The organism is Lysinibacillus sp. FSL P2-0066, from assembly GCF_037969495.1.
In the GTDB taxonomy this organism is placed as follows: Bacteria; Bacillota; Bacilli; order Bacillales_A; family Planococcaceae; genus Lysinibacillus; species Lysinibacillus boronitolerans.
In genome coordinates, this window is sequence record NZ_CP150202.1 from 1,706,476 (window position 1) to 1,733,462 (window position 26,987).

The following is a 26,987-nucleotide window of genomic DNA, read 5'->3' on the forward strand; positions in this document are numbered from 1 at the left end:
CCCCTCTTATCGGCAATTTAATACTTCTGCAATATGCATCACTTTAATCGGCTTATCCTGACGTTGAATGCGACCACCGATATTCAATAAGCAGCCGGCGTCTGCGCCTATTAAAATGTCAGCGCCTGTTTCTTCCACATTCAGCACTTTTTCATTGACCATTTCTCCAGAAATATTGCCCATTTTAACTGAAAAGGTACCGCCAAATCCGCAGCATCGATCCTTGCCAGGGAGGTCCACATAATGTAAGCCCTTGACGTTCTTTAATAATTGCAAGGGTGCCTCCGTCACACCAAGCAATCTTGTCATATGGCATGACGTATGGTAAGTAGCTTTGCCTTCTAGACGCGCTCCCACATCTTCTGTCTTTAACACGTTGACAATAAATTCTGTGAACTCATAGGTTTTAGCTGCTAATGTTTGCGCTTTTGGCTCCCATATTGGGTCTCCTTTAAACACTGCTGGATATTCCTTCAACATATAAGCGCAGGAACCAGAAGGAGAGACAACATATTCAGCATGTTCAAAGGCTGTAATCATTTTTTTCATCGCATTTTTCGATTCCTTGACATAGCCGCTATTGTAAGCAGGCTGTCCACAACATATTTGATCCTCTGGAAAATCAATGTCACAGCCAAGTCTTTCTAATACTTCGACAACTGCTTTTCCCACATTCCCTTGAAACATATCCACTAAGCAAGTGGCGAACAGTGTGACTTTCATATTCATCGCTCCTTTTTTAAAACAACTGGTCATCAGATGACTTATCGATATTTTAATCATACAACAAATTTGAAAGACTGAAAACGTTTTTTAATGAATTTTCAGAAAAGAAAAACTACCTAGCGTGTACTAGGTAGTTTTTAGTGTGAATTGGATTCGGTTGTTTCGAAATATTGTAATAGCACTTTTTCAACATTGCTTAAATGAGATGCCATCGCATGCTTGGCTAGCTCTTCATTTTGCTGTTTAATCGCGAGGAAAATCTGCATATGTTCATCATATAATTGTTCGCTCGTTGTTTTTTGTGAGTATAACCAAATTCGCCGTGTCTCTTTCATCGTTTCGATCATTAAACCAGAAATTTGATTTAAAATTGTAGTGAGTAGGGGATTTTGAGAGGCATTGGAAATAGCTGCATGAAATTGATAATCTACTTTTTCACCAAGCTCGCCATCACCATGTGCCTGCTTCATATCCTCTAAAATTTGTAGCATTGCCTGAATATCCTGATCTGTACGTTGGAGGGCTGCACGTCCTGCTGCTCCCACCTCAATAATTTTGCGCACTTCTAGTAAATGAGCAATATCCTGTCTATTCGTTAACATAGCTGTGGATAATGGAAAGTCAAGCTGATGGGCTGGTACACTTTTGACAAACGTTCCAGAGCCTTGTTTAATTTCAATCAATCCCATAGCTTTTAATGCAGATAATGCCTCCCGTACAGCGGAACGACTCACTTGCAATTGCTCGGCAAGCTGCTCCACTGAGTCAAGCCGATCGCCTGGCTTTAGGACACCAGCTCGTATTTTTTCATGTAATATTTCGGATACTTCTTCATAGATCTTTTTTGGTCTAATCTTTCTTAATTCCAAGGGCTACACCTCTTTTTTCGCTCATTTGCTATCATCATTATACATGAAAATAAGTCATTTACTCATGGTTTAACATGAACACTTTGTGTAGGGTAGAGGATTGTCGAAATTTGAGGAAAAAATCAGGGATCATATAAACCTATAATACGGTCATCAGATGACTTGGTTTTCAGATAGATTGGATGATGAATGAAAAAATAAATGGTTTCTTACTATAATACGGTCGTGATAGTGAATTTGAAATACAGCAGCTTCTTTCAACATTAACGACAAGTAATCGACACTGTCAAGAAAAAGGTAGAAAAGCAGCTAAACTCTCTTTGAAAAGGGGGAAGATTAGCGGATTTTGTTGACAGAAAATCAACAGGAGCGCATAATGCAGAAGTAGCTTGATGGGACTTCTTAAAAATCTCATTATTTTGCCATGAAACGTTCACAAATTAGAAGGGCGCTTTTTATTTTGATTTTTGGTACGATGGATGCAGTAAATGTAAGGAGCGAATAAAAAATATGGGATCTGATATTAACGTATTTTTAGCTTTTGGTGCAGGGTTCTTAAGTTTCATTTCACCGTGTACTCTCCCACTGTATCCAGCATTTTTATCGTACATAACGGGTATGACATTAGATGAGCTAAAATCAGAAAAAGGTATGCTACAAAAACGTGCCATTTTCCACACACTATTCTTTTTACTAGGCTTTTCCATTATCTTTATCATTATTGGACTAAGTGCTTCATATGCAGCAGAATTCTTCCTGAATTATCAAACATTATTACGACAGGTTGGGGCTATTTTAATCGTCGTATTCGGTTTAATGATAGTAGGATTATTGCAAATAGACTTCTTAATGAAGGATCGAAAGTTCCAATTTAAAAATAGACCATCTGGCTATTTTGGGTCTGTCTTAATTGGTATTGCCTTTGCGGCAGGCTGGACACCATGTACAGGACCCATCCTTGCATCGATTATCATGTTAGCAAGTACAAACCCAGGTGCGGGCTTTAGCTATATGTTTGCGTATTATTTAGGGTTCGCCATTCCATTCTTCGTGCTATCTTTCTTCATTTCACGAATGACGTGGATTCGTACACACAGCCAGAAAATTGTAAAAATCGGCGGGTACATCATGATTGCCGTTGGGATTTTATTATTCTTTGATGGCTTAACGTATATTACACGCGTTTTACAGCCTATTTTCGGTGGATTTACAGGCTTTTAATTTGTTAAACTAAAGAGGCATACCGAACTTTAACGTGGAGGGAGATGAACATGTGCCTACAGTTTTAGTAGTAGACGATACGCTATTTATGCGTGTTGCAATCAGTAATATGTTTACAGAATGGGGCTATGAGGTAGTCGGTAAGGCAGTAAATGGTAAGGAAGCTGTGGCGATGTATCGTGAGTTACAACCAGATTTAGTCACAATGGATGTAACGATGCCCGTTATGACAGGTATTGCAGCCGTAAAAAAAATCATCCCAGAATTTCCAGATGCGAAAATCATTATGGTAACTGCACTAGGTCAGCAAAAATTAATCGTAGAAGCGATTGAGAGTGGGGCAAAGGATTTTATCACAAAGCCGTTCGAGCCGGAAAGATTAAAGGCTGTAGCTGATCAATTACTGGGGCAAAATTGTTAATTAGACATTAGAGGAGGATTTTTTATGTTAAGCAGTATCCCTTCTCACTATTATGTTATAGGGTCGACCATTATGGCCATTCTTATGGGAAGCTTTGTGATGGTCATACGAATGAGAGCTTCCAAAATGCCGACAAATGAGAAGAAAATTATTATTCCACCAATAGCGATGTCCTCAGGTGCATTGATGTTTTTATTCGAGCAATTCCGTGTACCACCGATGCAAATCTTAGAGGCGGCAGCGGTAGGAATGGTGTTCTCGACAATATTAATTGCTACTTCTAAATTTGAAGTAAAAGGTCGAGATATTTATTTAAAGCGTTCAAAAGCATTTGTTTTTATATTAATCGGATTGTTAATATTCCGAGTGGTGGCGAAAATGATTTTAAGTAGCTCCATCGATGTCGGTGAATTAGCAGGTATGTTCTGGATTTTAGCCTTTGCCATGTTAGTACCCTGGCGTATCGCAATGCTCATCCAGTTTAAACGCGTCAAAAAAACAATTCCAAAACTACACTAGTGCTGAAGCTAGTGTAGTTTTTTTATGCTTGTAAGCGCGGATAGGAGTCCAAATGTAGAGGATAGAACTAGCAAAGAGCAGGATAGCATCTAAAAAGTGACGGATAAAGCCTCAAAAGTAGCGGATAGAACAGCAAAGTGTGGATAGGAGTCCAAATGTAGGGGATAAAGTAGCAAAGAGCAGGATAGCATCTTAAAAGTAGCGGATAAAACAGCAAAGCATGGATAGGAGTCCAAATGTAGAGGATAAAGCTAGCCAAGTATAGGATAGCAAAGTGACGGATAGAACCTCAAAAGTAGCGGATAGAGCAGCAAAGCGCGGATAGGAGTCCAAATGTAGAGGATAAAGCTAGCAAAGAGCAGGATAGCAGCTTAAAAGTAGCGGATAAAGCAGCAAAGCGTGGATAGGAGTCCAAATGAAGAGGATAAAGCTAGCAAAGAGCAGGATAGCAGCTTAAAAGTAGCGGATAAAACAGCAAAGCGCGGATAGGAGTCCAAATGAAGAGGATAAAGCTAGCAAAGAGCAGGAAAGCATCTTAAAAGTGACGGATAGAACCTCAAGAGTAGCGGATAGAACAGCAAAGCGTGGATAGGAGTCCAAATGAAGAGGATAAAATTAGCAAAGTGCAGGATAGCATCTAAAAAGTGACGGATAAAACCTCAAAAGTAGCGGATAGAACAGCAAAGCGTGGATAGGAGTCCAAATGAAGAGGATAAAGCTAGCCAAGTATAGGATAGCATCTAAAAAGTAGCGGATAAAACCTCAAAAGTAGCGGATAGAACAGCAAAGCGTGGATAGAAGTCCAAATGAAGAGGATAAAGCTAGCAAAGAGCAGGATAGCAGCTTAAAAGTAGCGGATAAAATTTCATAAGTAGAGGATAGAGCAGCAAAGCGCGGATAGGAGTCCAAATGTAGGGGATAAAATTAGCAAAGAGCAGGATAGCATCTAAAAAGTGACGGATAGAACCTCAAAAGTAGCGGATAGAGCAGTAAAGCGCGGATAGGAGTCCAAATGTAGAGGATAAAATTAGCAAAGAGCAGGATAGCATCTAAAAAGTAGCCAAAGAGCAGGATAGCATCTAAAAAGTAGCGGATAAAAATTCAAAAGTAGCGGATAAAGCAGCAAAGCGTGGATAGGAGTCCAAATGAAGAGGATAAAATTAGAAAAGTGCAGGATAGCATCTAAAAAGTGACGGATACAACCTCAAAAGTAGCGGATAGAACAGCAAAGCATGGATAGGAGTCCAAATGAAGAGGATAAAACTAGCCAAGTGCAGGAAAGCCTCATAAAAACACAGGTTAGGATAATATCCCTATAGCTAAGTAAAAACGCTGCACAAATCTTTGTGCAGCGTTTACTTATTCGAATAGATGTTCATAGGGGGAGATGTCAATTTGCATTTGCTCTAATTTTTTGCGTAAAAATTTGTGATCGCGTTTTGGTGTTGCTTGGATATAGCCGCGAATAATGAGGTCATTGTTAATGGCAGCTGCTTTTTCTTCTAATGCGAGCTCGCCAATTTTTCCTGCAATCTTTTCCTTCGCCACTTGTCTAAAAAGCTCAGGGACAGGGCTTACGAGTTCATAGAGTAATTCTTTTTCAGCTTGTCCCCACAAGTGAACGGTTTTATCTAAATAATATTCTTGCCAATCTAAATCTGATTTTCCATCCTGCTTTGGGAGTGCTTTTAAAAATTTGCGGAACATGAAGAATCCGCCAATAGCCATCAATGAAATGAGGACGACAACCCAAAATAAAATAAACCATAAAAACCAACCTTGTAACAAATCGTTCACCTCTTTGCCTTCTCTCACTCTATTATAAAAGCTTCCGAAAAAAAATTCATCCTTAATGTCCCTTTTTTAGCAATTCGCCTTTATATAGTGTGCAGAAGGGAGGTGATGCTATATGGCTAATGTTAACTTTGTAAATGCTACACTTCGTCTCAAGTATGTGGATGGCTATGATGAGAACAATGAGCCTACGTTCACAACGAAATCGTATCGAAATATTAACAACACCCATAGCGCGGACGATTTGTTAGCTGTTGCTCATGCCATTGCTAGTCTTTCATCACAGTCACTGGCTGGCATTGCGAAACAGGAAACACACGATTTATCTTAAGGAGGGATCACAGAATGACACAAGTTCTAGAATTGCAATTTGCAACAACTGATGGAAAAACGACAACCCTTTCGATTGATGCACCCAAGCCGAATATTACAGTGACTGAAATTCAGCAGGCAATGGCAACGATTATGGCTAAAAATGTTTTTACTGGGCAAGGTGGTGCTCTGTCAGCCATCAAGGGAGCTCGTATTGTAGATCGTCAAGTAACGGAATTTGAAGTAGCAACAGAATAACTCAGTAATGGTCTTTGCTACGAGAAGTGCAAAGACCATTTTTAACGTGAGAGAGGAGGAGGCAAATGGAACAGTGGTTGAACATGATATCCGATATCGGTTTTCCGATTTTAGTGTCATTTTATTTATTGCACCGCGTCGAAGTAAAGCTTGATGCGATTCATGCTGCGCTTGTTTCATTAAAATGAAATGGATTTCACAAAGATGTACGAAAGCTGTCACTTAGAAGTTCTTGTCAACGCTTACAACCTACGTTAGGATGGGGAGAGTGTAGGTTAGGGAGAGTGTTGACATGAAACATAAGTTAATAGGGCTAGTGCTGCTGTTAGCCTGTGCATCTGTGCTAGGCGCATGTGGAAATTCAAAATTTAAAGCAGATTATAGTCTAGAAATACCCGATTTTGAACATGTTAATCAACGTGGTGAAACGGTTTCGCTTGAAAGCTTAAAAGGTAAGCCTTGGATTGGCATGTATATTTTCACAAACTGTGTGTCGATCTGTCCGCCCATGTCATTAAACATGGCACAAGTCCAAGAAAAGCTCCAGAAAAAAGGAGTAGAGGACTATAACATCGTTGCCTTTTCAGTTGACCCAGATGTAGATCAGCCAGATGTGCTAGCGAATTATCTTAGTAAATACAATGTTCCAGATGAATCTAAATGGAACCTTCTTACAGGGTATTCACAGAAATATATCGAACAATTTGCGGTGAAAAATACAAAGATTTTAGTGAAAAACCACCCTAACAGTGACCAAGTCATTCATGGTAATCAATTTTTCTTAGTCGATAAAGATGGTGTCCTCGTCAAAATGTATAATGGCTATGCTGAAAACATAGAAGATGTACCGATTGATACGATAGCTTCTGATATCGAAACATATATTGATGAAAATTTATAAAGTAACAGTAAACCGTCTCAAAGGGTTGAGGCGGTTTTTTTTATGGTGGGAAAATAATCTTTTTCTGGTTGGGAGTCGTTTATAGTGTAGAAGGAGGGTGATGGCGTGGCTGATCATGAAAAATTCGAGCAGCTAATGGCTATACATACGGAGCAATTGTTTCGAATTGCATATTACTATACAAAGGATTTACAAATAGCTGAGGATATTGTACAGGATGTTTTTATTAAGTTCTATCATCAAAAACACTATGAGGAACGAGGAGAGATGAAGGCATACCTTGCTCGCATGACAATCAATAAATGCAAGGATTATTTAAAAAGCTGGGCATACAGAAAAATAACATTTCAGCATAAATTTTTTACCAAACAAAAATTAATATTGCAGGACACACTGATTCGTCAAGATGAACAAGCACTGTTAGATGATGCTATTTTACGCTTACCTCTCAAGCCACGAGAAGCGATTGTCTATTTTTACTTGGAGGAGATGACGATTAAGGAGATTGCGGAACTACTTGCGATTCCTGAAGGTACTGTGAAATCTCGTTTAAAGAAAGGAAAGGAGCTATTAAAAGTAGAGTTACAACATATTGAGTGGGAGGTACTTTTCCATGGATAAGCATACAATGCAGGTACTACAAGATGTTTCAGCACATAAGGAAGCCATTATTCATAAGGTTCGACAACAAATTCAGCATGAGCCTGTTATGGCCAAGTCAAAGTGGATATATCGTGTCGTGACGATGATGATTACCTGCTCCATTTTATTATTCATTGCCTGGCAAGCTGCAAAACCGATGGATGAGCTGGTGACACAGGATGAAGGGGAACCACCTACATTCACGAAGTTTTTTCAAACAGAAGTGGAGGGAAAAGACACAGCATACAGTAATTTTCTTCCGCTTGCTAATTATTTAAGTCAGGCAAAGCATATCCAATATTATGCACCACTTCAAGGTTTAGAGGCTATGCAATCAGTAGCAACATCACTGGAGGATGTCGTTCATCTCACGGATCCTGAAAATTTACCATTTCAACCAAATATACAGGAGGTCTATGCAGTTTCAGCACAAATGGAGGATGGTAGCAAACAAACGCAATTTCAATTTAGCTTTAAAGAAAAATCCTCCACTGGGGTGGATTTACAATTTATTAATTTTACCGTGACAAATGTAAAGTATAATCCCTTGGCGAGCTATGTGAAGTCGAAAAATATGGAAGAAACTTTAGGGATGAACGTTTCAAATATAGGCTTAAACTTTATGAATCCTCTGTATTATCGGGAGATGTTACCAGAGAGAGGTTATTTGTATATTTACTATAATTACGATGAAGCGGATAAGCGAATCTATCAGATGGCTACTAGAGCCAATGAGTTTTATTCTTACTATAACGGCTATGTCTATCATATCGGGTATCAACTTGATGGAGACCCACAGGAGGTTCAAGAAAAAATGGCGATCCTTGCAAGAGATTTTATTCTTGGCGAATAAGTCATGAGACATTTCACTTGAGCTATAATAGAATGATAGAAAAGAGGGGATGGAGGTTCGACTATGACAATTGCACAAACCTATTTACAAGTTGTTCAGAAAAGATTTCAAAGTGTGAAAGAGCTAGGGGATAAAACGCTTGCCCAAATGGAAGAGGCACAATTACACTGGGCATACAATGAAGAATCCAATAGTATTGCAGTGATTGTAAAGCATGTAAGTGGTAATATGATTTCTCGCTGGACAGATTTTTTAACGACAGATGGAGAAAAGCCTACGAGAAATCGGGATGATGAGTTTGAGGATAGTCTTCACACCAAAGAAGCAATCATCTCAGCTTGGGACAAGGGTTGGCAAGTGTTTTTAGAAACCTTGGCGAGTTTAACAGAATCCGATTTACAGGGGCATGTTACGATTAGAGGGGAGCAGCTAGGGGTCATTGATGCCATTGAAAGACAAATGGCGCACTATGCACAGCACGTCGGTCAAATCATTTATATAGCCAAACAGGTAAAGGGCTCTGATTGGCAAACACTCAGTATTCCTAAAGGACAGTCACAAGCCTTTACAGAAGCCATGCTAGACATACATCAACGCTAACGAAAAAAGATCGTAGCCAGTAGTAGGTGCTACGATCTTTTTTCTGCTAAATAAAGCTTGTATAGGGCTGTTTCTAGATCGGTCGCTTGAGCCAGTTCAAAGGCCTCCTGCTGACTTCTATGATTTGTGATTATCTCATAGAAAAAGTGAATTAGAAACATGAGATTAGCATTACCCTCAATATAATCATCAGGTGCTAGGTAGGAATGACAGCCACTCTCTAAAAAGGCTGTCGCTAGCTGCTGCCAGCCTAATGTACAGCCTGCTGCAATGACCTTGACACCCTGTAGCTGACAATAGGTTAAGACATCCTGCGGTTCAAAATAGATACTCCTTGGTTCATTTTCTTCATATACCTCTTCTCCTAGCTCAGGCAGACAAAAGCGCCCCTCATCGCCGTGAAAGTTCAATAGCAAATAATCCATTTTGTGAGGAAGATCATTTCCAGATAAAATATCAATTAAATCATTTGGTCTGCCAATTAAATCAAGTGTCACGCTTGCACCAAAGGATTCCAGTGCCGCTCGAATGGCCATGGATTCAAAATCACAATCAGGACCGACTACTAAATGTACGTATAATTCTGGTCTACTCATATATCATCACCTCTATTTAAGTATAGCTGAAACTTATTAGAGTAGTAAATCGTATATGACAATAATTACTATAAATGTAAAGTGGTAAAGGAGGTGATAAAGTGCACAAGGGTGGTTATATTTATACACTTATTCTGGGCATTGTTTTGAGTATAAGCACACTACTACTCTTCCTTTACAATGAAAGGCAGCGGGAGGAGCTAGTGCCGCTGCATACCCCCATTCAATCGATTAAAGAGGCTTGGTATTTGTCTGGAAGTAATGGCAAAGAGCAATATTTATATCCATTAAAGCAAGTATTCTACGTCGACCGCTATGAGGTGAAAGATACAGATCGCCTTCAGCAAATTTTACAAACTAAAAAGAATTTTAGCAGTCGACCAGTTGACCATGAAGCAGTAAGTGATTTATACATACGGTTCCATAATGGCAAGGAAACAGCCTTGAAAGTAATAGTCGAGGATGAACGATTCTTCCTAATGGATCAAAAAACAGGATTGTATTATGTACTGCAAGCACAAGAAGCTGAGGATTATTTTCATTTGTTAAATGAGAAAAGCAAAATGTCGTGGCTATTATTTATTGTTTATACAATTTTATTTTTTGGTCTTGTCTATATGCTTGCAAAGATACTAACAGCCGCTAAATCCACAGAGAAAGAAAGCATTCCCTCCAATACGAGGGAAAAAAGATCACTAGCAGATTCTATTTATCCAGCCATCCTGCCCTTGGTCATCACATTCTCTATGCAGATTTATGGGGCTCAACATAGCTTACTATTACTGAGTGCGATGATGCTGACTTCAGGCATTCGAGAGTTTTTAGAAAAAAGAGGTCATTTTCTGAAAATGCTTCTGCTTCTCCCGCTCTTTTGGTGTTATCTCTATGGTTTCCAAATGATTACTTCCTATTTCAACTAGTAAAATAGTGGATATTATTGTCAATAGATTAGATGCGAAATTCTCATTATTGTTAAATTTTAGCGATAGTTTAGGAGGAGAAGCATAGATTTTATAGGCTAATAGGTTTAGGTAGGCTATACTCAAGTGGATTATAGAAGAATAGAGGGAATCATATGAGACTAACTGTGGAACGGAAATTGCAATTTGCTTTTGGTATTGTCCTCATCTTTTTACTGCTTATTTCAGGGATTGCTATGTACTACTTGAATAATAATAATCAGACATTAGCAGAAATCGAAGACAATACGGAATTAATCCATTTATATCAAGATATCTCGTTCCAAACCGTACGAGCGAATGCGGCTATTCGTGGGTATATGTTATATGGCAAGGAAGAAATGCTCAACAATCATCATGAAATCCGAAATACCTTACATACGTCGATTAATCGACTTCAAGAAATAGGCGATCGCAATCAAGATTTTGACCAATTTTTAGCGCAGCTTGACGACTGGGAAAAGGCTATAGATGGGCAGATTGTGCCTCTTTATCAACGAGGGGATCACCAGCAAGCACAACAAATGGCTTTACCAATTTTAGGTGAGGGCTCTCAGAAATTGGTTGTCTTTGGAAAAACGATGGCTACAGCTCAGCAAGAAGATATGCAGGCTCATATTGAGGCTACCAAGCAAAAAGGAGAGAGAAGTGGCCTCGAAATTATGATTCTAGTGGCTATTTCTCTACTTATAAGCATTATCATTGCGACACTATTCGGTAGACGGATCGCAAAAAATATTCAACAAACCGTGGTTGAAATGGATAAGTTTTCGGAAGGGAATTTGCAAACGCATTTACAATTTAAAACCAAGGATGAGTTTGCGCACTTAGCCGATTCCTTCAATAGTATGTCAGAAAAGCTTCGACTGATGATGAAACAAGTCGGAAACTCCTCTGAGCAAGTTGCCGCAACATCCGAACAGCTAACAGCAAGTAGCATGGAGGTTACACAGGCGACAGAGGTGGTAACAGAATCTATTCATGATATTGCACAAGGTATTGATCAGCAGGATATTTTAACTGGTGATGTACGAAATTTATCTGCTCATATTTTGAAGAAAATGAATGATATTTCTGCAAGCATACAAAGCGTGAATCAGGCAACAGTCGACACGAAAAATATGGCACATACAGGTCGTACTTCTGTGCATGATGTTACAGCGCAAATGAATGAAATCTCTGCCAACACAAGTGAGCTGAATACACGGGTGCAAGATTTAGATGACAATACAGCAGCAATTGTATCAGCAGTAAATGTCATTAAGAGTATAGCGACACAGACCAATTTACTAGCGATCAATGCTTCCATTGAAGCGGCAAGGAGCGGGGAGCATGGAAAAGGCTTTGCTGTTGTGGCAGAGGAAGTCCGCAAGCTAGCAGATGAGTCAAATCTTGCTGCAGTCGATATTGAAAAAGTAGTGGTCCAAATTACAGATAGCACGAGGATTATCGAGGAAGATATGGTCAATAGTAATGATTCTGTTCATGTAGGTCGTGAAAAGGTCAATGTGGCAAGGGATAATTTTATACAAATTGATGATGCCATTAATGATGTACAAGCACAGACCGAGCTAGTTACCGCAGCCATTCGAACAATCCAGCAAGATATTGAAAAGTTAGTGCAAGAAATCGACTATATTAGTGAAGTGTCGATGAAATCAAGCCATCATGTGCAAAGTGTTGCAGCCTCTTCAGAGGAACAAAATGCAGCGATGGAGGAGGTAGCAGCAGCCTCTACCCATCTAGCAAAGATGGCGATAGACCTGCAAGAATCCATTCAGTCGTTTAAATACTAAATCCAATTTACCCCTGTCTAGTTACAGGGGTTTTTATTTGTCGGTAAAGCCTGAATAATATGAAAATCGTAAAAATGTTAGAAAAAATTTTTTTCGTCCGATAAAAGCTTTGGGAGAAATGTTAAGCAGATAAAGAGAGGGAGAGGAATCAAAAGGAGATTGATATATGAAGAAACTATTTAGCAGTTTTAAGGGCAAGCTTTATACGCTATTCGCGCTAGTATTACTTATCCCTGTCATATCTGTTGGGAGTTTGTCTTATTTATCTGCAAAAGACTCGATTGAAGAAGAAATCTTATTTAGTGCCAATGAAAGTGTAGGCATTTTAAATAAACTCATTGACAAAACGATTAGTGAGAAAATGAGTGACATCAATGTGTTTAGTAGTGAAATAGATGCGCGCCAATATGAAGAAGCACAAGCTTCTATTGTGGCTAAATTTCAGCAATATACAAAGCTTAATGCAGATGTATTAAGTGTTTATATTGGCATGAATGACGGTCGATTTACACAGGAGCCAAAATTGAATAGTGCAGATTATAATCCATTAGATCGAGATTGGTATAAAGAGGCGACAGCTTTAAAAGGAGAAACCTTAATCACCAACCCTTACAAGGATGCGGGGACGGGTGATATGGTGGTAACAGTTGCTAAGCAGACGAAGGATCATGCTGGAGTTGTGGCAATTGATATTAAATTAACCGATCTTCAAAAAATTGCTGATTCAATTCGAATCGGAAAAAATGGGTATCCTTCTATTTTTGGAGAAGACAAGATGGTCATTTCACATCCTACACTTGAAGCGGGAGGGGAGCTGAAAGAAAGCTTCCTTGATAAAATGTACGAAAGTCCATCAGGTACGTATGAATATGTCTTTAATGGTGATGATCGTTTATTATTCTATACGACAAATGAACTGACAAATTGGAAAATAACAGGAACGATTTTTGCTAAAGAAATTGATGAGTCTGCTTCCTCGATTTTATACCATACGATTCTAGTCCTCATCGCAGCAATTATCATCAGTTCCATTATTTTTTATTTTGTAATGAAGGCTGTCATTAAACCGATTAAAGCCTTAAAGGATAGTGCGGTTACGATCAGCAAAGGCGATCTTACGGAAGTGGTAACGATTACGTCAAAAGATGAGATTGGCCAATTAGGACAAGCCTTTAATGATATGCAGGAAAGCTTACGGACACTTATTCAAAAAATTGAACAAAATGCAGAGGAGGTTGCTTCTTCAGCAGAAGAGCTAACCGCCAATGCCAATCAGACAAGCATTGCAACAGAAAAAGTGGCGATTTCCATTCAGGATGTTGCAACAAGCGCTGATTCTCAAACGATGAGTGCCACTAAAAATGCAGCTTCTTTACATGAGCTTTCTACTGCCATTCTGCATATTGCAGAAATCTCTTCGGCAGTGACGGACCTTTCACAGCATGCGACATTACAGGCGGATGAAGGCGGACAAGCTGTCCAAAATACAAAGGATCAAATGCAATCCATTCATTTATCCGTAGCAGACTCCAATGCGAAAATCCAGACATTGCATGAACGCTCTCAGCAAATTACATCCATTTTAGATGTAATTACAAGCATTGCAGATCAAACAAATTTACTGGCTTTAAATGCAGCTATCGAAGCAGCAAGAGCAGGAGAGCATGGGAAAGGCTTTGCAGTCGTGGCAGACGAAGTGCGTAAGCTTGCAGAGCAATCTCAAGAATCAGCTAAACAAATATTTGAGCTTATCCGAGGCATTCAGCAAGAAACGGAGCAATCTGTCAGCATTATGGCGAAGGTTACAGAGGATGTGCAAAATGGATTGCATATTTCCGATGAAGCCATTGCAAAATTCCAAGTCATAATGACAAGTATGAATGAAATTACCCCTAAAATGGAGGAGGTCTCTTCAGCCTCTGAGCAAATGTCTGCAGGTGTTCAAGAGGTAGCGGCAGTAACCGAAGATTTGGCATTCTCCGCGAAAGGCAATGCAGCGGCGTCTGAGGATGTAGCAGCATCAACAGAGGAGCAATTAGCCTCGATGGAGGAAATCAATGCCTCTGCGCAAGCACTCGCACATATGGCGGATGAATTAAAGCTACTGATTAGTCAGTTTAAATATTAAAGCCCAACGCCACCCCAAATTTTGGGGTGGCGTTAAGTATTTTATCGATCTTCTTCTTCCCAACAGTCTGTGTTTTTTAAGGTTGGAATTGATTTTGCGTAGAAGACAGGATTTTTGCCTGCTCTACGTTGCTCAGTAAAGTCGTCTAGCACAAGGAAGGCAATTTTACCGAGCATCATAATGATGGCAATATTGATGAGCGCCATCAGCCCCATAAAGAGGTCAGCGAGATTCCATACAAGCTGTACCTGTGCAATGGAGCCGAACATAACCATACCTAACACTAAAATTCGATAGCAAAACATCCAAGCTTTATGAGCATCCATAAACTCAATATTGGATTCACCATAATAATAATTACCAATAATCGAACTAAATGCAAAGAAAATGATGGAGATGGCAATAAAATAAGGAGCCCAATCACCAACATGAACAGCTAAAGAATTTTGCGTCAAAATAATACCATCACTCTCACCTTTATCATATAAGCCCGCTAAAATAATGATAAAGGCAGTCGCTGTACAAATCATAATCGTATCAAAAAAGACACCTAAGCTTTGTACAAGTCCTTGCTTAGCAGGATGTGAAGTATTGGCAGTTGCCGCAGCATTCGGCACACTCCCCATCCCTGCTTCATTGGAAAATAAACCGCGACGTACACCCTGCATGATTGCAGCCCCAATTGCACCACCAGCAGCTTCCTGTAGGCCAAATGCATGAGTGAAAATTAATGAAAAAACATGGGGGATTTCCGATAAATTGGTCACCACGACAAAAAGAGCAACAAGCAAATAAAAGATGGCCATAACAGGGACAAGAACTTGTGTCACCTTTACAATTCGATGGACACCACCAAAAATAATTAAGGCAGTTAAAACGACAAGTATAGCCCCAATAATCTTAGGACTTACATCGAAGGCTTCGCCGACTGAAGTGGCAATTGTGTTAGATTGCACAGCATTAAAAATAAAGCCAAAGCTTAATGTTAATAAAATACTAAAAATAATGCCAAGCTTTCGTTGACCTAACGCTTTCTCCATATAGTAGGCGGGACCACCACGGAATGTATCGCCATCCTTTACTTTATACACCTGTGCTAAGGTACTTTCAATGAAGGCAGTGGCCATCCCTAAAATCGCGATTATCCACATCCAAAATACTGCACCAGGTCCACCTACACCAATGGCTAAGGCTACCCCTGTAATATTCCCTGTACCGACACGTGAAGCAGCGCTAATGGTAAAGGCTTGGAACGGAGAAACCCCCGAATCGCCCTCTCTTTTTTCTACAATTAAACGAAACATTTCAGGAAAAAGACGAATTTGTACAAACTTCGTACCGAATGAAAAATATAGTCCTGCTGCTAAAAGTAAGATAATGAGGATATATGTCCATAACATATTATTTCCGCTATCAACTATTGTTGAAATCCATTCCATAAGTTGTCCTCCTTTCACAATACGCTCTAGTCTACACTGTTTTTTTATTAAAAATTAACTTTTCTAAAATAATAAATTATGCTAAAATTTTGATATTTTATAATTTGCTAATTGAGAAAATTCACTTTATATACTATTTTCCAAACCTTGTATATTGCTTTTGGAAAATTCTCTTATTTTTGTGAGAGGGAGGCGTATAATAATAGAAAAAGGAGTGATGTAGACATGAAAACAATTGGCTTAATTGGTGGGATGAGCTGGGAGTCATCTGCTGAATATTACAGACTTATCAATGAACAGGTTAAACAGAGGCTAGGGGGCTTACACTCTGCGAAATGTATTTTGTTTAGTGTTGATTTCCAGCAAATTGAGCATTTTCAAGCTAACGGGGAGTGGAATAAAGCAGGTGAGGTTCTAGCTCAAGCTGCACAAGCACTTGAGCGGGTAGGTGCAGATCTAGTCATCATTTGTACCAATACCATGCATAAGGTCATTGATGTTATCGAGCCTGCTATTACCATCCCTATTTTACATATTGCGGATGCCACAGCTAAGCAAATCAAAGAAGCGGGATTACAGAAAATTGCACTGCTTGGCACAAAGTACACAATGGAGCAAGCGTTTTATAAAGCAAGAGTAGAAGGCTTTGGCATAGAGGTGATCGTACCTGATAGCAACGAAAGAATGGAAGTAAACCGAATTATTTACGATGAATTGTGTCTTGGCACCATTGTACCAGCATCTAAAACGTACTATAGCCAAGTGATCGAGGAGCTTGTGCAAGCGGGCGCACAAGGGGTAATTTTGGGCTGCACGGAAATCGGCTTACTGATTCAGCAGGAGGATGTCAGCATTCCTGTGTTTGATACAACGGCTATCCATGCACAGGCTGCTGTGTTAATGGCGATTCAGGAGGATGCATAGTATGCAGGGAAAGGTAAGACAATTGGGCATTGAAATTGGCGTGTTACCAGTTGGTCAGAAAAACTGCATCACCGATGTAGAAGGAGTCCAAGTGGGACATGTTACATTGGATGAGCCATTAGATCAGAATGGGGCCTATGCGTGTACAGGCGTTACAGCCATTTTACCGCATGGAGGCAATGTATTTCAGCACAAGGTAACAGCGGCAAGCTATGTACTAAATGGCTTTGGGAAAACAACGGGACTTGTGCAAGTGAATGAACTAGGTGTACTGGAATCGCCCATTATGTTAACTAATACTTTTGGCGTACCAGCTGTTACACAGGGTACATTAAGCTATATGCTTGATAGGAATGAAGACATTGGACTGACAACAGGAACCATTAATCTCGTTGTGGGCGAATGTAATGATAGCTATCTTAATTCGATTCGAGCTTGCCCAGTAACACCTGCGCATGCCATAGAAGCCATTCGTCAAGCCTCTGCACAGACGGCACAGGAAGGCGCTGTTGGTGCAGGGAAGGGGATGATGTGTTTCGGCTATAAAGGAGGAATTGGTTCTTCCTCTCGCATCGTCAAGGTAGAATCAAATGAAGTGAACTATACAGTAGGCTGCCTAGTTCTTAGTAATTTTGGACAAGGTAGGGAGTTTTTAGCCGAGCATTACAAAGTCTCCACTACGCAAAACCAATCTACCCTATCACCAACAGATGGCTCCATTATTATTGTCCTTGCGACAGATGCCCCACTGAGTAGTCGACAATTAACACGTGTCATTAAACGTTGTGGAATCGGTTTAGGACGGACAGGCAGTCATTTTTCACATGGTAGTGGCGATATTGTGATTGGCTTCACGACGGCACACTGTATTCCTCATACCGCTGATCAGCTTGTTGAGACAAGAACTCAGCTACGTGAGGATCATCCCATTATGAATCAATTGTTTACAGCCGCTGCTGAAGCGACAGAGGAAGCGATACTAAATTCGTTATCCCAAGCACAGACAACAACTGGTCGCAATGGTCATACTGTGCAAGCTTATTCCTTTCAACAGGCATAAAAGAAAAAGCTATTGAAACAACATTTGGGTTTCAATGGCTTTTATTATGCCTTGAAACAGGATTCTGCTTTTTTTTAGCATGAACGAGCCATAAGATGAATAAAATCCTTAATTAGAGGATAAAAGTGGTTTTTCGACCCGTCAATTGCTGGAATATGTATCATTATAAGAGTATATCCAGTATTTTGTAATTATTCTTTTTTTATCTAGTCAATGCTAGAGAGATGTGATAACATTCAATTTAAAAAAACTGAATTATCTAACTATTTAAAAGGGGGGTCATTGATTATTAACCTTTTTCAACCGATAGCACCCTCTCTAAATCGAAGTACCTTTCCATCACCCGTTGTATGTGAAAACAATGAGCCGCTTATCCAGCTTACAGCTGCTCATCCTAGGATATTTATGGAGCCAATCTATTATCAGCAACAGATTCCTGATAGTTTACGAGTTATTTATGTAAGAGAAGGTGTCTATGAACGTTTGCAACAGGCGTTAACATTATTACCTCAAGAGTATTGCTTATTACTTTATGATGGCTATCGCCCATTTCAAGTACAGCAGTATTTGTTTAGCCATTTTTCACAGCAATTAGCAAAAAGGATGCCACAATCAACACCACAAGAGATTGTGCAGGCAACCAAAAAATATGTAGCATTTCCAAGTAAAGATGTAGCCTATTTAGCCCCGCATTTAACAGGGGGTGCCATCGATGTAACGCTGGCTGATGTTCATGGTAAAGCCCTCGATCTGGGAACAGCGTTTGATGAAATGAATGAAAAATCAGCGACCCGTTATTTTGAACAGCATACGCAAGAAAATCCGTTTGCCTGTCAGCACCGACGTTTATTGTATAACTGTATAACACTTGCTGGATTTACGAACTATGGGGAGGAATGGTGGCATTACGATTATGGCAATGTGGCATGGGCTAGACGTGTTCAAACACAGGTAGCCCAATATGGAGCAGTACACGCAACAATTCAAAATCACAATGTAAAGGAGTTTCGATTTCTATGAAAGTTTATATTAGTGCGGATATTGAAGGGATTACAGGTACAACTTCGTGGAGTGAGACCGAGTTAAACGCGCCTGACTATCAGTTTTTCCAAAAACAAATGACACGTGAAGTAGAAGCTGCCATTGAAGGAGCGATAGCGGGAGGCGCAACCGAAATTTTATTAAAGGACGCACATGATTCAGCCCGCAATCTAGACATTTCTAATTTACCAATCAATTGTAAAGTCATCCGTGGCTGGACATACGATCCGATGTGTATGGTAGCAGGTCTTGATGAAAGCTTCGATCGCGCCGTTTTTATCGGCTATCACAGCAAGGGTGGCAGCGAGCGTAACCCACTAGCCCACACGCTTTGCACATATGCGGATGTCAAAATCAATGGCGAATATGCGAGTGAATTTCTGATCAATACGTATGCAGCAGCCTTACACGGTGTTCCTGTGTCCTTTGTGAGTGGGGATGTGGGGTTGACAGAAGAGATTCAGATCGTAAACGAACACATTGTCACATTTGCTACTAAGGAAGGCATCGGTAATGCGACGATTAGTGTTAGTCCACAACTAACCATAATGGAAACCAAGCGACTGGTAGAGTCTTCTATGAAGGTTCCTCGTACCGCATTACAGGTAACGTTGCCAGAACACTTTAGGGTGGAGCTAATTTATCGTGACCATACACGAGCCTATCGCAATTCATTTTATCCAAATGCCCAATTCAAACCACATAATACTGTAGAGTTCATGACCAATGATTTTTATGAGGTGCTGCGTGTCCTTCAATTTTTAACATGATGGGAAGGTTTTGTGAGAGCTTTTACATCAAGTGAGGGTTCTATTTCATGAAAGGTGAGAAGTGATCAAAAAAGTGATGGACCCGCTCACAAAGGCATGAGAAGTGATCAAAAAAGTGATGGACCCGCTCACAAAGGCATGAGAAGTGATCAAAAGATAGATAGACCCGCTCACAAAGGCATGAGAAGTGATCAAAAGATAGATAGACCCGCTCAAAAAGCGGTGGGACACGCTGTCTGAGTGGTTTGAATCTCATAACCGTGACATTGGATATGTACCGTTGTTTATTTCATCGATAGATGGTCGAGTTAGACAGACCTAGCCTATGTTTGAATGATCCTATTGAAGATGCAATCCATCCTACCAATAGGATTTTCATTATAAAAAGATGACTAGGGGGATGCTTGTGAGAAAATATTGGTTGCTGTTCGTATGTCTGGTCGTATTATTTTGTGTAGCCTGCAATGACAAATCAGCGAGTGAAAAAGCATCGGAATATCGAGTGGTGTATTCAGGGGAAATTAAAACGTTAAATTATTTAAAGACGTCCGAAACAAATGAATTTGCGGTGGCTGCGAATATGGTGGATGGGCTCATTGAATATGACAACTATGGGGTGGTCCAGCCAGGATTAGCGAAAGAGTGGTCTGCGAATGAGGATGCTACGGTGTGGACATTCAAATTGCGTGATGACGCAAAATGGGTGACACATGAGGGCAAGGAATATGCAGATGTTGTGGCACAAGACTTTGTGGATGGCTTACACTATGTGCTTGATGCTAAAAATGAATCGTCGACAGCTTGGATTGCGACGGTGGTGAAAAATGGGGAAGCCTTCTATAATGGCGAGATGAACGATTTCAAGGAGGTAGGCATAAAGGCGTTAGATAAACATACAGTAGAATATACTTTAGAGGCGCCGACACCCTATTTTCTTTCTATGTTGAATTATGTTTGTTTCTTCCCTGTAAATGGCAAGTTCATTGCGGAAAAAGGGGAGGAGTTTGGCACAACACGTGAAAACTTCCTCTATAACGGTGCCTATATTTTAGATAAATTTGAGCCACAAAATGAACGCGTTCTTGTAAAAAATGAAACGTACTGGGATAAAGACAAGGTGCTGATTGACCGTATTCGCTATAAATACAATAAAGAAGCGGCAACTGTGGCGCCTGAGCTGTTTTTACGTGGCGAAATCGATTCGGCTAGTATCCCGACCTCCATCATTGATGAATGGTTTAAAGATGAAAAGAAAAAATCTCAGGTTCGTCAAACACAAAATAACTTCTATACCTACTTTTATGCACTCAACTTCAACCCACAATTTGACGCACAATACGAGCCTGAAAATTGGAAGATCGCCGTCAATAATAAAGATTTCCGCAAATCCTTATTCCATGCGCTTGATCGTGTCTCCGCGATGCTAACGGTTGAGCCTTATAATCCAGCAGATCTGCTGAGCAATACCATTACACCGAAAAACTTTGTTGATGTGGAAGGAGTGGATTATACACAACTAGCACCACTTACATCCATTTCCAATGAGGATTCCTTCAATAAAGAGTTGGCCCTAGAGTACAAAGAAAAGGCAAAAACAGCATTAGCAGGTAAGGCCACATTCCCTGTAAAGGTATTAATGCCTTATAACGCTGGTATGCCAGATTGGGCTAATCGCTCTCAAGTAGTCGAGCAGCAAATTGAGAAATTGTTAGGGACAGATTATGTCGACATTATCGTAGAGGCTGGTCCATCGACAGGCTTCTTATCAGAGGTACGTCGTCCAGGTAAATTTGCACTCTTAGAGGCGAACTGGGGTCCTGATTTTGCAGATCCATCTACGTATACAGATCCTTTCACAGTAGATGGTACTTACAATAAACCAGAATTAGCAGAGGGCTATAAAGAGGCGAATGGTAAAACAACTTATCAAAATCTTGTGGATCAAGCCAAAGAAACAATTGACACAGCCAAACGCTATGAGCTATTTGCGAAGGCAGAAGCATTTTTAATTGATGAAGCCTTTGTTATTCCCTATTCAGTTGGTGGTAGTGGCTATATGGCATCTAAATTAAATCCATTCGAAGCGCAATATTCGCCATTTGGTGTAACAGCAGAGAAATTTAAAGGCCAGCAAGTGCTAGAAAAGCCAATGAGTAATGAAGAATTTAAAAAAGCGCTTGCCGAGTGGGAGCAAGAGCGTGCAGAAGCACTAGCCAATGCTGAAAAGTAGTAGAATTTCGTAGATGAAAAGGAGATACCGAAAAGAGTAGTCGGCATCTCCTTTCGTCTTTTTGACAAAGGAGGATGGCGTGATGTTGCAGTATATAGGAAAACGACTCTTACAATCCGTTTTAACCCTTTTTATTATCATCACCATTGTCTTTTCATTATTACGGCTAATGCCAGAGGAAGGCTATTTAGGAGCGGCAGCCGATAAAATGTCACCTGCTCAGCAGGAAATTTACTTAACAAGTCTCGGCTTGCGCGACCCAATCCTTGTCCAGCTAGGGAATTTTTACAAGAATTTACTGCAGGGGGATTTGGGGAAATCTGTGACCTATCGTACCGATGTCCCAGTAGTGACGATTATTGCAGATAAAATCACGTATTCTTTGCTTTTTGGTTTAGGAGCAGTCGCGTTATCACTACTGATTGGTGTGCCGCTAGGAATAATGATGGCCTATCGTAAGGGACGTTGGCTGGATCGACTTGGGACAGGCTATATCGTATTTGTTGTTGCAGTCCCTGCAGCCGTTTATTACTTAGTCATTCAAATGTATATTACAGAACTCTTTCAATTACCGATGCTGTTTGATGAATACAGGCCGATTACTTGGATTCTTCCACTTACGTCAATGGCATTGGCTCCAACTGCCTCCTACGCGATGTGGATGCGACGCTATATGGTCGATGAACTGAACAAGGACTATATTAAGCTGGCTAGGGCGAAGGGCGTAAGGGAGCGGACATTGATGTTCAAGCATGTATTACGTAATGCCTTTATTCCTATGGCACAATATTTACCTGCTACGATTCTGTTTACGATTACAGGCTCAATCTATATAGAATCGTTGTATTCCATTCCGGGGATGGGGGGCTTGCTTGTGGATGCTATTCAGCGACAGGATAATACGATTGTGCAGGGCCTAGTGTTAGTGTTTTCTTCCCTTGGTATCATTGGCCTTATTTTAGGGGATATTGCCATGGCACTTGTCGACCCTCGTATTAAATTAGGCAAGGGAGGGGGTGTGCGTTAATGGGGATGTATACAGATGAAATCAATAATATTTCAAATAAATCACGTGAAACCTTGTTTGAATTTGCTGAAGTGGACGCAAGGCAGGCAGAGGAAACGGGCTATTCAAATTATTCTTATTGGCGGTCTACATGGCAATCCTTTTTGAAAAATCGACTGGCTGTTTTTTTATTAGTTGGAGTGATCATCATTGTAGGCTTTACTATTTTACAACCCTATTTACCAGCGCAAAAATCACCAACTGAAATTTACTTGGATGAACAAACAGGGATGCAGGCACGTAATATTGCACCTAATGCAGAATTTTGGTTTGGCACGAATTCGATTGGTCAGGATTTATGGTCTCGTATTTGGGCAGGGACGAGAACTTCTCTCTTTATTGGCTGTGTTGTCGCCTTAGTGGAGGCAGTGGTGGGCATAACCATTGGCACGCTATGGGGCTTTTCGCGGAAATTAGAAGCGCCTATTACACAGCTTTATAACGTCGTCGATAATATCCCCACAACCATTGTGCTCATTTTAATGTCCTATATCTTACGGCCAAGTATTTCAACCATTATTATTGCCATGTGTATTACGGGGTGGGTGGAAATGGCGAGGTTTATCCGCAATCAAATTGTTATTTTGCGTGACCGCGAATACAATCTAGCCTCAAAATGCTTAGGCACACCTGATTATCGTATTATTCTAAAAAATCTATTACCCTATTTAATTTCTGTCATTATGCTACGCATGAGCTTAGCGATCCCCTTTGCAATTGGGGCAGAAGTCTTTTTAACGTATATCGGCTTAGGGCTTCCGATCAGTGAGCCATCCTTAGGAAATTTAATCAATGAAGGACGTGTCCTTATGATGTCACCAGATCTACGTTATCAGCTTATTTTCCCAAGTATTGTGCTAAGCGTTATTACGATCGCATTTTATATTATTGGTAATTCCTTTGCAGATGCAGCAGATCCGAAAAACCATGTATAAGGAGAGGAAGCGAGTGACATTGAAAAAATCACGCATATTAGGCATTCAAAATTTAGTGATTCAGTTTACGCTACGTGGGCGAGTTTTAACAGCGATTCGCGGTATTTCACTCGACCTTTACAAGGGAGAAAGTTTAGCCATTGTGGGCGAATCAGGTTCGGGTAAATCCGTGCTGATGAAATCCATTATGGGCTTGCTTGATAAAAATGGTCGTATTAAGCAGGGACAAATTATTTACAATGCGCAGGATTTAGGCAAGTTCACAACAGAGCAAGAATGGCTAGGGATTCGTGGCAAGGAAATAGCGATGGTGACACAGGATCCGATGACATCGTTAAACCCGCTCAAAACCATTGGAAAGCAAATTGAAGAATGTGTGGTTATGCATCAGGGCTTAAGAGGCAAGGAAGCCTATGCGGAAACACTAAAGCTGTTAACAGATGTCGGCATTACCGATGTACAAAAGCGCTATAAGCAATACCCGCATGAATTTTCAGGAGGGATGCGCCAACGCATCGTGATTGCGATTGCGATTGCCTGTAAGCCGAATATTTTAATATGTGATGAACCCACGACAGCCTTGGATGTAACCATTCAGGCACAAATTTTACAGCTCTTAAAAAGTCTTCAGCAAAGATACGGCTTAACAATCGTCTATATTACGCACGATTTAGGCGTAGTCGCAAAAGTGGCTGACCGTATTGCCGTGATGTACGCGGGTGATGTCATCGAGGTTGGGGAAACACATGAAATTTTCTTTCATAGTAAGCATCCTTATACGTGGGCGCTTATTTCCTCTTTACCACAGCTTGGCTCAAAAGGGGAACAATTGTATTCCATCAAGGGCACACCTCCGAATCTTTTTCAGGAAATAAAGGGAGATGCCTTTGCCCCACGCAATCCATATGCATTGAAAATCGACTTTATCGAGCGGCCACCTTTTTTTCAGGTCAGTGATACCCACTATGCTCGTACATGGTTATTAGACCCACTTGCACCAAAGGTAGAGCCTCCAGCAGCCTTACAAGCATTCTTTGCCGAGGGGAGGCAGTATGCGAATGACTGATAAAGAGGTTCTAGTAGAGGTGAAAAATTTGAAAGTTGTGTTTGGTAAAGGGAAAAATAAGTTTACGGCCATTGATGATGTCAGCTTTCAAATTTATAAAGGCGAAACATTTGGCATTGTAGGTGAATCAGGCTCAGGTAAGACAACGATAGGTCGGGCGATTATGCGCATCAATGAGGTCACAGAGGGACAAATTTTGTACCATGGTAAAAGTATTCAGGGGAAAATCTCGAAAGATTGGGATAGAGAAATTACGCAAAAAATCCAAATGATATTCCAGGACCCTATGGCATCTCTAAATGAACGAGCAAAAGTCGATAATATTGTCTCAGAGGGCTTATACCCTTCGGAAAAATTTAAAGATGAGGCAGAGCGGCAACAAAAGGTGCGGGATGCTTTATTGAACGTTGGGCTACTTCCAGAGTTCTCAAGCCGCTTTCCGCATGAGTTTTCAGGAGGTCAACGCCAACGTATCGGTATTGCTCGTGCGTTAGTGATGGAGCCTGAATTTATCATTGCAGATGAGCCTATATCTGCCTTGGACGTATCCATTCGAGCACAGGTTTTGAATTTATTAGCAAGCCTTCAACAGCGAAATCATTTAACGTATTTATTTATTGCCCATGACTTATCGATTGTCCGTTTTATTACGGATCGAACGGCGGTTATTTATAAGGGGAAGATTGTGGAGCTAGCGGAAACAGAAAAGCTTTTTGCTCATCCGCTGCATCCTTATACAAGGGCTTTGTTATCAGCAGTACCAGAGCCGAATCCCTATAAGGAGCGGGACAAAGTTGTAGAAGTGTATGATCCGTCCCAGCACCGTTATGATGAAAATCCCCCCTCATTTGTTGAGATAGAGGAAGGTCATTTTATTTTAGCCAATGAAGAGGAACTTGCCCATTATCGTACTTCACTGAAAAGGGAGGAAAAGATATGATTTGTCCAAAGGCATTGAAAAAGGGTGACACAATTGGTCTTATTAGTGCTTCTGGCGCAACGCCACCCGAAAAGCTGCAGCCTGCTATTGCTAGTATCGAAAAGCTCGGGCTCAATGTGGTCGTTGGGGAGACCTGTCACGTAAGACATGGCTATTTAGCAGGCACAGATGATTTACGGGTAGCAGATGTTCATCGTATGTTTGGCGATCCAATGATTGATGGCATTTTTTGTATACGTGGGGGCTATGGTGCGACGAAAATTTTAGCCCAATTAGACTTTGACTTGATAAGTGCCAATCCAAAAGTATTTGCTGGCTATAGTGATGTGACCGCTTTACATATAGCGTTTAATCAGCTATGTGGCTTTGTAACCTATCATACACCAATGCCATCCACAGAATTTATTAGACAGGAGATGGATGACTATACATGGCAGTCGTTCATTCAGCTGATTATGGAGAATGAAAGAAAGGCGTACTACTTAAAAAATCCTTCTCACCAGCCCATGTCCTCACTGGTGGCTGGGAGTGCTTCAGGTCAACTTATCGGTGGCAATTTAACATTAGTGACAGCTTCACTTGGCACACCCTATGAAATTGATACACGAGGTAAAATTCTGTTTTTAGAAGATATCGATGAAACGGAGCAACGGGTGGATCGTATGCTGACACAATTAAAACTGGCAGGAAAGCTAGATGACGTGGCAGGCATTTTATTGGGCGCTTGGACAAATTGCGAACCTGAAAATCCCGCACACAGCTTATCATTACAAACTATTTTTCAAGAAATTCTAGTGCCTTTAGGGAAGCCTATAATTGCAGATTTGGCATGTGGTCATTGTTTACCAACAATGTCGCTTCCTTTAGGAAGAACCATCAAGATGGATGCGGACAATCAGCGTATCCATGTAAATGGGTAGG

28 protein-coding genes are annotated in these 26,987 nt (G+C 40.5%); 23 read left to right on the forward strand and 5 right to left on the reverse strand.

Going from position 1 to position 26,987, the window contains the following annotated elements; translation table 11 throughout:
- Nucleotides 1–6: 6 nt before the first annotated feature.
- Nucleotides 7–723: a (Fe-S)-binding protein gene (locus tag MKZ14_RS08205; RefSeq protein WP_016995210.1), complete on the reverse strand. Its 717-nt coding sequence runs from the start codon at nt 721–723 to the stop codon at nt 7–9.
- Nucleotides 724–863: 140 nt separating this feature from the next.
- Entirely contained in the window at nt 864–1,595 is a 732-nt protein-coding gene (locus MKZ14_RS08210; protein ID WP_333005753.1) for a FadR/GntR family transcriptional regulator, read from the reverse strand.
- A gap of 510 nt (nt 1,596–2,105) precedes the next feature.
- Here MKZ14_RS08210 and MKZ14_RS08215 point away from each other — a divergent pair.
- From MKZ14_RS08215 to MKZ14_RS08225, 3 genes are read left to right on the forward strand one after another with little or no spacing between them, the layout of a single operon-like run.
- Nucleotides 2,106–2,816 carry a cytochrome c biogenesis protein CcdA gene (locus tag MKZ14_RS08215; protein ID WP_016995208.1) on the forward strand — a complete coding sequence of 237 codons (711 nt, stop codon included), beginning with the start codon at nt 2,106–2,108 and terminating at the stop codon, nt 2,814–2,816.
- Between the two features lie 34 nt (nt 2,817–2,850).
- Entirely contained in the window at nt 2,851–3,237 is a 387-nt protein-coding gene (locus MKZ14_RS08220) for a response regulator (protein WP_004229473.1), read from the forward strand.
- Between the two features lie 24 nt (nt 3,238–3,261).
- On the forward strand, nt 3,262–3,756 hold the full coding sequence (locus tag MKZ14_RS08225; protein WP_016995207.1) for a cytochrome c biogenesis protein CcdC: 495 nt from the start codon (nt 3,262–3,264) through the stop codon (nt 3,754–3,756).
- A 1,359-nt stretch (nt 3,757–5,115) separates the two neighbouring features.
- Here the strand turns inward: MKZ14_RS08225 and MKZ14_RS08230 are convergent.
- A complete protein-coding gene (locus MKZ14_RS08230; protein ID WP_004229468.1) occupies nt 5,116–5,544 on the reverse strand; it encodes a DUF2621 domain-containing protein in 429 nt (142 codons plus the stop codon).
- Nucleotides 5,545–5,665: 121 nt separating this feature from the next.
- On the opposite strand from MKZ14_RS08230, the gene MKZ14_RS08235 reads away from it, so the two are divergent.
- The 7 genes from MKZ14_RS08235 to MKZ14_RS08265 all read left to right on the forward strand — a co-directional run bounded on the left by MKZ14_RS08235 (nt 5,666) and on the right by MKZ14_RS08265 (nt 9,116).
- Nucleotides 5,666–5,881 (forward strand): DUF1659 domain-containing protein, encoded by a 216-nt coding sequence (locus tag MKZ14_RS08235; RefSeq protein WP_258860086.1) that lies wholly within the window; start codon nt 5,666–5,668, stop codon nt 5,879–5,881.
- 14 nt (nt 5,882–5,895) lie between these two features.
- Entirely contained in the window at nt 5,896–6,120 is a 225-nt protein-coding gene (locus MKZ14_RS08240) for a DUF2922 domain-containing protein (protein WP_036081551.1), read from the forward strand.
- A 65-nt stretch (nt 6,121–6,185) separates the two neighbouring features.
- Complete coding sequence (locus MKZ14_RS08245) at nt 6,186–6,308, forward strand: YvrJ family protein (RefSeq protein WP_004229459.1); 123 nt, start codon at nt 6,186–6,188, stop codon at nt 6,306–6,308.
- A 104-nt stretch (nt 6,309–6,412) separates the two neighbouring features.
- On the forward strand, nt 6,413–7,021 hold the full coding sequence (locus MKZ14_RS08250) for an SCO family protein (protein WP_036081548.1): 609 nt from the start codon (nt 6,413–6,415) through the stop codon (nt 7,019–7,021).
- Nucleotides 7,022–7,126: 105 nt separating this feature from the next.
- Nucleotides 7,127–7,642: a sigma-70 family RNA polymerase sigma factor gene (locus MKZ14_RS08255; protein ID WP_312125959.1), complete on the forward strand. Its 516-nt coding sequence runs from the start codon at nt 7,127–7,129 to the stop codon at nt 7,640–7,642.
- On the forward strand, nt 7,635–8,516 hold the full coding sequence (locus MKZ14_RS08260; protein ID WP_036081545.1) for a hypothetical protein: 882 nt from the start codon (nt 7,635–7,637) through the stop codon (nt 8,514–8,516). Before MKZ14_RS08255 ends, MKZ14_RS08260 begins: the two co-directional genes overlap by 8 nt.
- Before the next feature lie 63 nt (nt 8,517–8,579).
- A complete protein-coding gene (locus tag MKZ14_RS08265; protein WP_036081543.1) occupies nt 8,580–9,116 on the forward strand; it encodes a DUF1572 family protein in 537 nt (178 codons plus the stop codon).
- A 29-nt stretch (nt 9,117–9,145) separates the two neighbouring features.
- Here the strand turns inward: MKZ14_RS08265 and MKZ14_RS08270 are convergent, their stop codons facing one another.
- Nucleotides 9,146–9,712 carry a hypothetical protein gene (locus MKZ14_RS08270; protein ID WP_036081540.1) on the reverse strand — a complete coding sequence of 189 codons (567 nt, stop codon included), beginning with the start codon at nt 9,710–9,712 and terminating at the stop codon, nt 9,146–9,148.
- A gap of 101 nt (nt 9,713–9,813) precedes the next feature.
- Here MKZ14_RS08270 and MKZ14_RS08275 point away from each other — a divergent pair, with 101 nt between their 5' ends.
- The 3 genes from MKZ14_RS08275 to MKZ14_RS08285 all read left to right on the forward strand — a co-directional run bounded on the left by MKZ14_RS08275 (nt 9,814) and on the right by MKZ14_RS08285 (nt 14,595).
- Nucleotides 9,814–10,632: a hypothetical protein gene (locus tag MKZ14_RS08275; protein WP_333005746.1), complete on the forward strand. Its 819-nt coding sequence runs from the start codon at nt 9,814–9,816 to the stop codon at nt 10,630–10,632.
- A gap of 155 nt (nt 10,633–10,787) precedes the next feature.
- Entirely contained in the window at nt 10,788–12,467 is a 1,680-nt protein-coding gene (locus MKZ14_RS08280; RefSeq protein ID WP_333005744.1) for a methyl-accepting chemotaxis protein, read from the forward strand.
- Between the two features lie 166 nt (nt 12,468–12,633).
- On the forward strand, nt 12,634–14,595 hold the full coding sequence (locus MKZ14_RS08285; RefSeq protein ID WP_333005743.1) for a methyl-accepting chemotaxis protein: 1,962 nt from the start codon (nt 12,634–12,636) through the stop codon (nt 14,593–14,595).
- A gap of 41 nt (nt 14,596–14,636) precedes the next feature.
- Here the strand turns inward: MKZ14_RS08285 and MKZ14_RS08290 are convergent, their stop codons facing one another.
- Nucleotides 14,637–16,034: an alanine/glycine:cation symporter family protein gene (locus MKZ14_RS08290; RefSeq protein WP_333005741.1), complete on the reverse strand. Its 1,398-nt coding sequence runs from the start codon at nt 16,032–16,034 to the stop codon at nt 14,637–14,639.
- A 225-nt stretch (nt 16,035–16,259) separates the two neighbouring features.
- Here MKZ14_RS08290 and MKZ14_RS08295 point away from each other — a divergent pair, with 225 nt between their 5' ends.
- The 10 genes from MKZ14_RS08295 to MKZ14_RS08340 all read left to right on the forward strand — a co-directional run bounded on the left by MKZ14_RS08295 (nt 16,260) and on the right by MKZ14_RS08340 (nt 26,986).
- Nucleotides 16,260–16,958: an aspartate/glutamate racemase family protein gene (locus tag MKZ14_RS08295; protein WP_333005740.1), complete on the forward strand. Its 699-nt coding sequence runs from the start codon at nt 16,260–16,262 to the stop codon at nt 16,956–16,958.
- Between the two features lies 1 nt (nt 16,959).
- Nucleotides 16,960–18,018, forward strand: a complete 1,059-nt coding sequence (locus tag MKZ14_RS08300; protein ID WP_036081523.1) for a P1 family peptidase — start codon at nt 16,960–16,962, stop codon at nt 18,016–18,018.
- A 282-nt stretch (nt 18,019–18,300) separates the two neighbouring features.
- Entirely contained in the window at nt 18,301–19,038 is a 738-nt protein-coding gene (locus MKZ14_RS08305) for a M15 family metallopeptidase (protein WP_333005737.1), read from the forward strand.
- On the forward strand, nt 19,035–19,829 hold the full coding sequence (locus MKZ14_RS08310) for a M55 family metallopeptidase (protein ID WP_333005736.1): 795 nt from the start codon (nt 19,035–19,037) through the stop codon (nt 19,827–19,829). The genes MKZ14_RS08305 and MKZ14_RS08310 overlap by 4 nt, the downstream gene beginning before the upstream one ends.
- 406 nt (nt 19,830–20,235) lie before the next feature.
- Nucleotides 20,236–22,059, forward strand: a complete 1,824-nt coding sequence (locus MKZ14_RS08315; protein WP_333005735.1) for a peptide ABC transporter substrate-binding protein — start codon at nt 20,236–20,238, stop codon at nt 22,057–22,059.
- Nucleotides 22,060–22,141: 82 nt separating this feature from the next.
- The gene (locus MKZ14_RS08320) at nt 22,142–23,086 is read left to right on the forward strand and encodes an ABC transporter permease (RefSeq protein WP_036081513.1); all 945 of its coding nucleotides are present in this window, start codon (nt 22,142–22,144) and stop codon (nt 23,084–23,086) included.
- A complete protein-coding gene (locus tag MKZ14_RS08325; protein WP_016992041.1) occupies nt 23,086–24,060 on the forward strand; it encodes an ABC transporter permease in 975 nt (324 codons plus the stop codon). Before MKZ14_RS08320 ends, MKZ14_RS08325 begins: the two co-directional genes overlap by 1 nt.
- On the forward strand, nt 24,053–25,126 hold the full coding sequence (locus tag MKZ14_RS08330; RefSeq protein ID WP_333005734.1) for an ABC transporter ATP-binding protein: 1,074 nt from the start codon (nt 24,053–24,055) through the stop codon (nt 25,124–25,126). The genes MKZ14_RS08325 and MKZ14_RS08330 overlap by 8 nt, the downstream gene beginning before the upstream one ends.
- Nucleotides 25,119–26,066, forward strand: coding sequence for an ATP-binding cassette domain-containing protein (locus MKZ14_RS08335; RefSeq protein ID WP_333005733.1), 948 nt, complete (start codon nt 25,119–25,121; stop codon nt 26,064–26,066). The genes MKZ14_RS08330 and MKZ14_RS08335 overlap by 8 nt, the downstream gene beginning before the upstream one ends.
- The gene (locus tag MKZ14_RS08340; protein ID WP_333005732.1) at nt 26,063–26,986 is read left to right on the forward strand and encodes an LD-carboxypeptidase; all 924 of its coding nucleotides are present in this window, start codon (nt 26,063–26,065) and stop codon (nt 26,984–26,986) included. The genes MKZ14_RS08335 and MKZ14_RS08340 overlap by 4 nt, the downstream gene beginning before the upstream one ends.
- Nucleotide 26,987 lies beyond the last annotated feature (1 nt).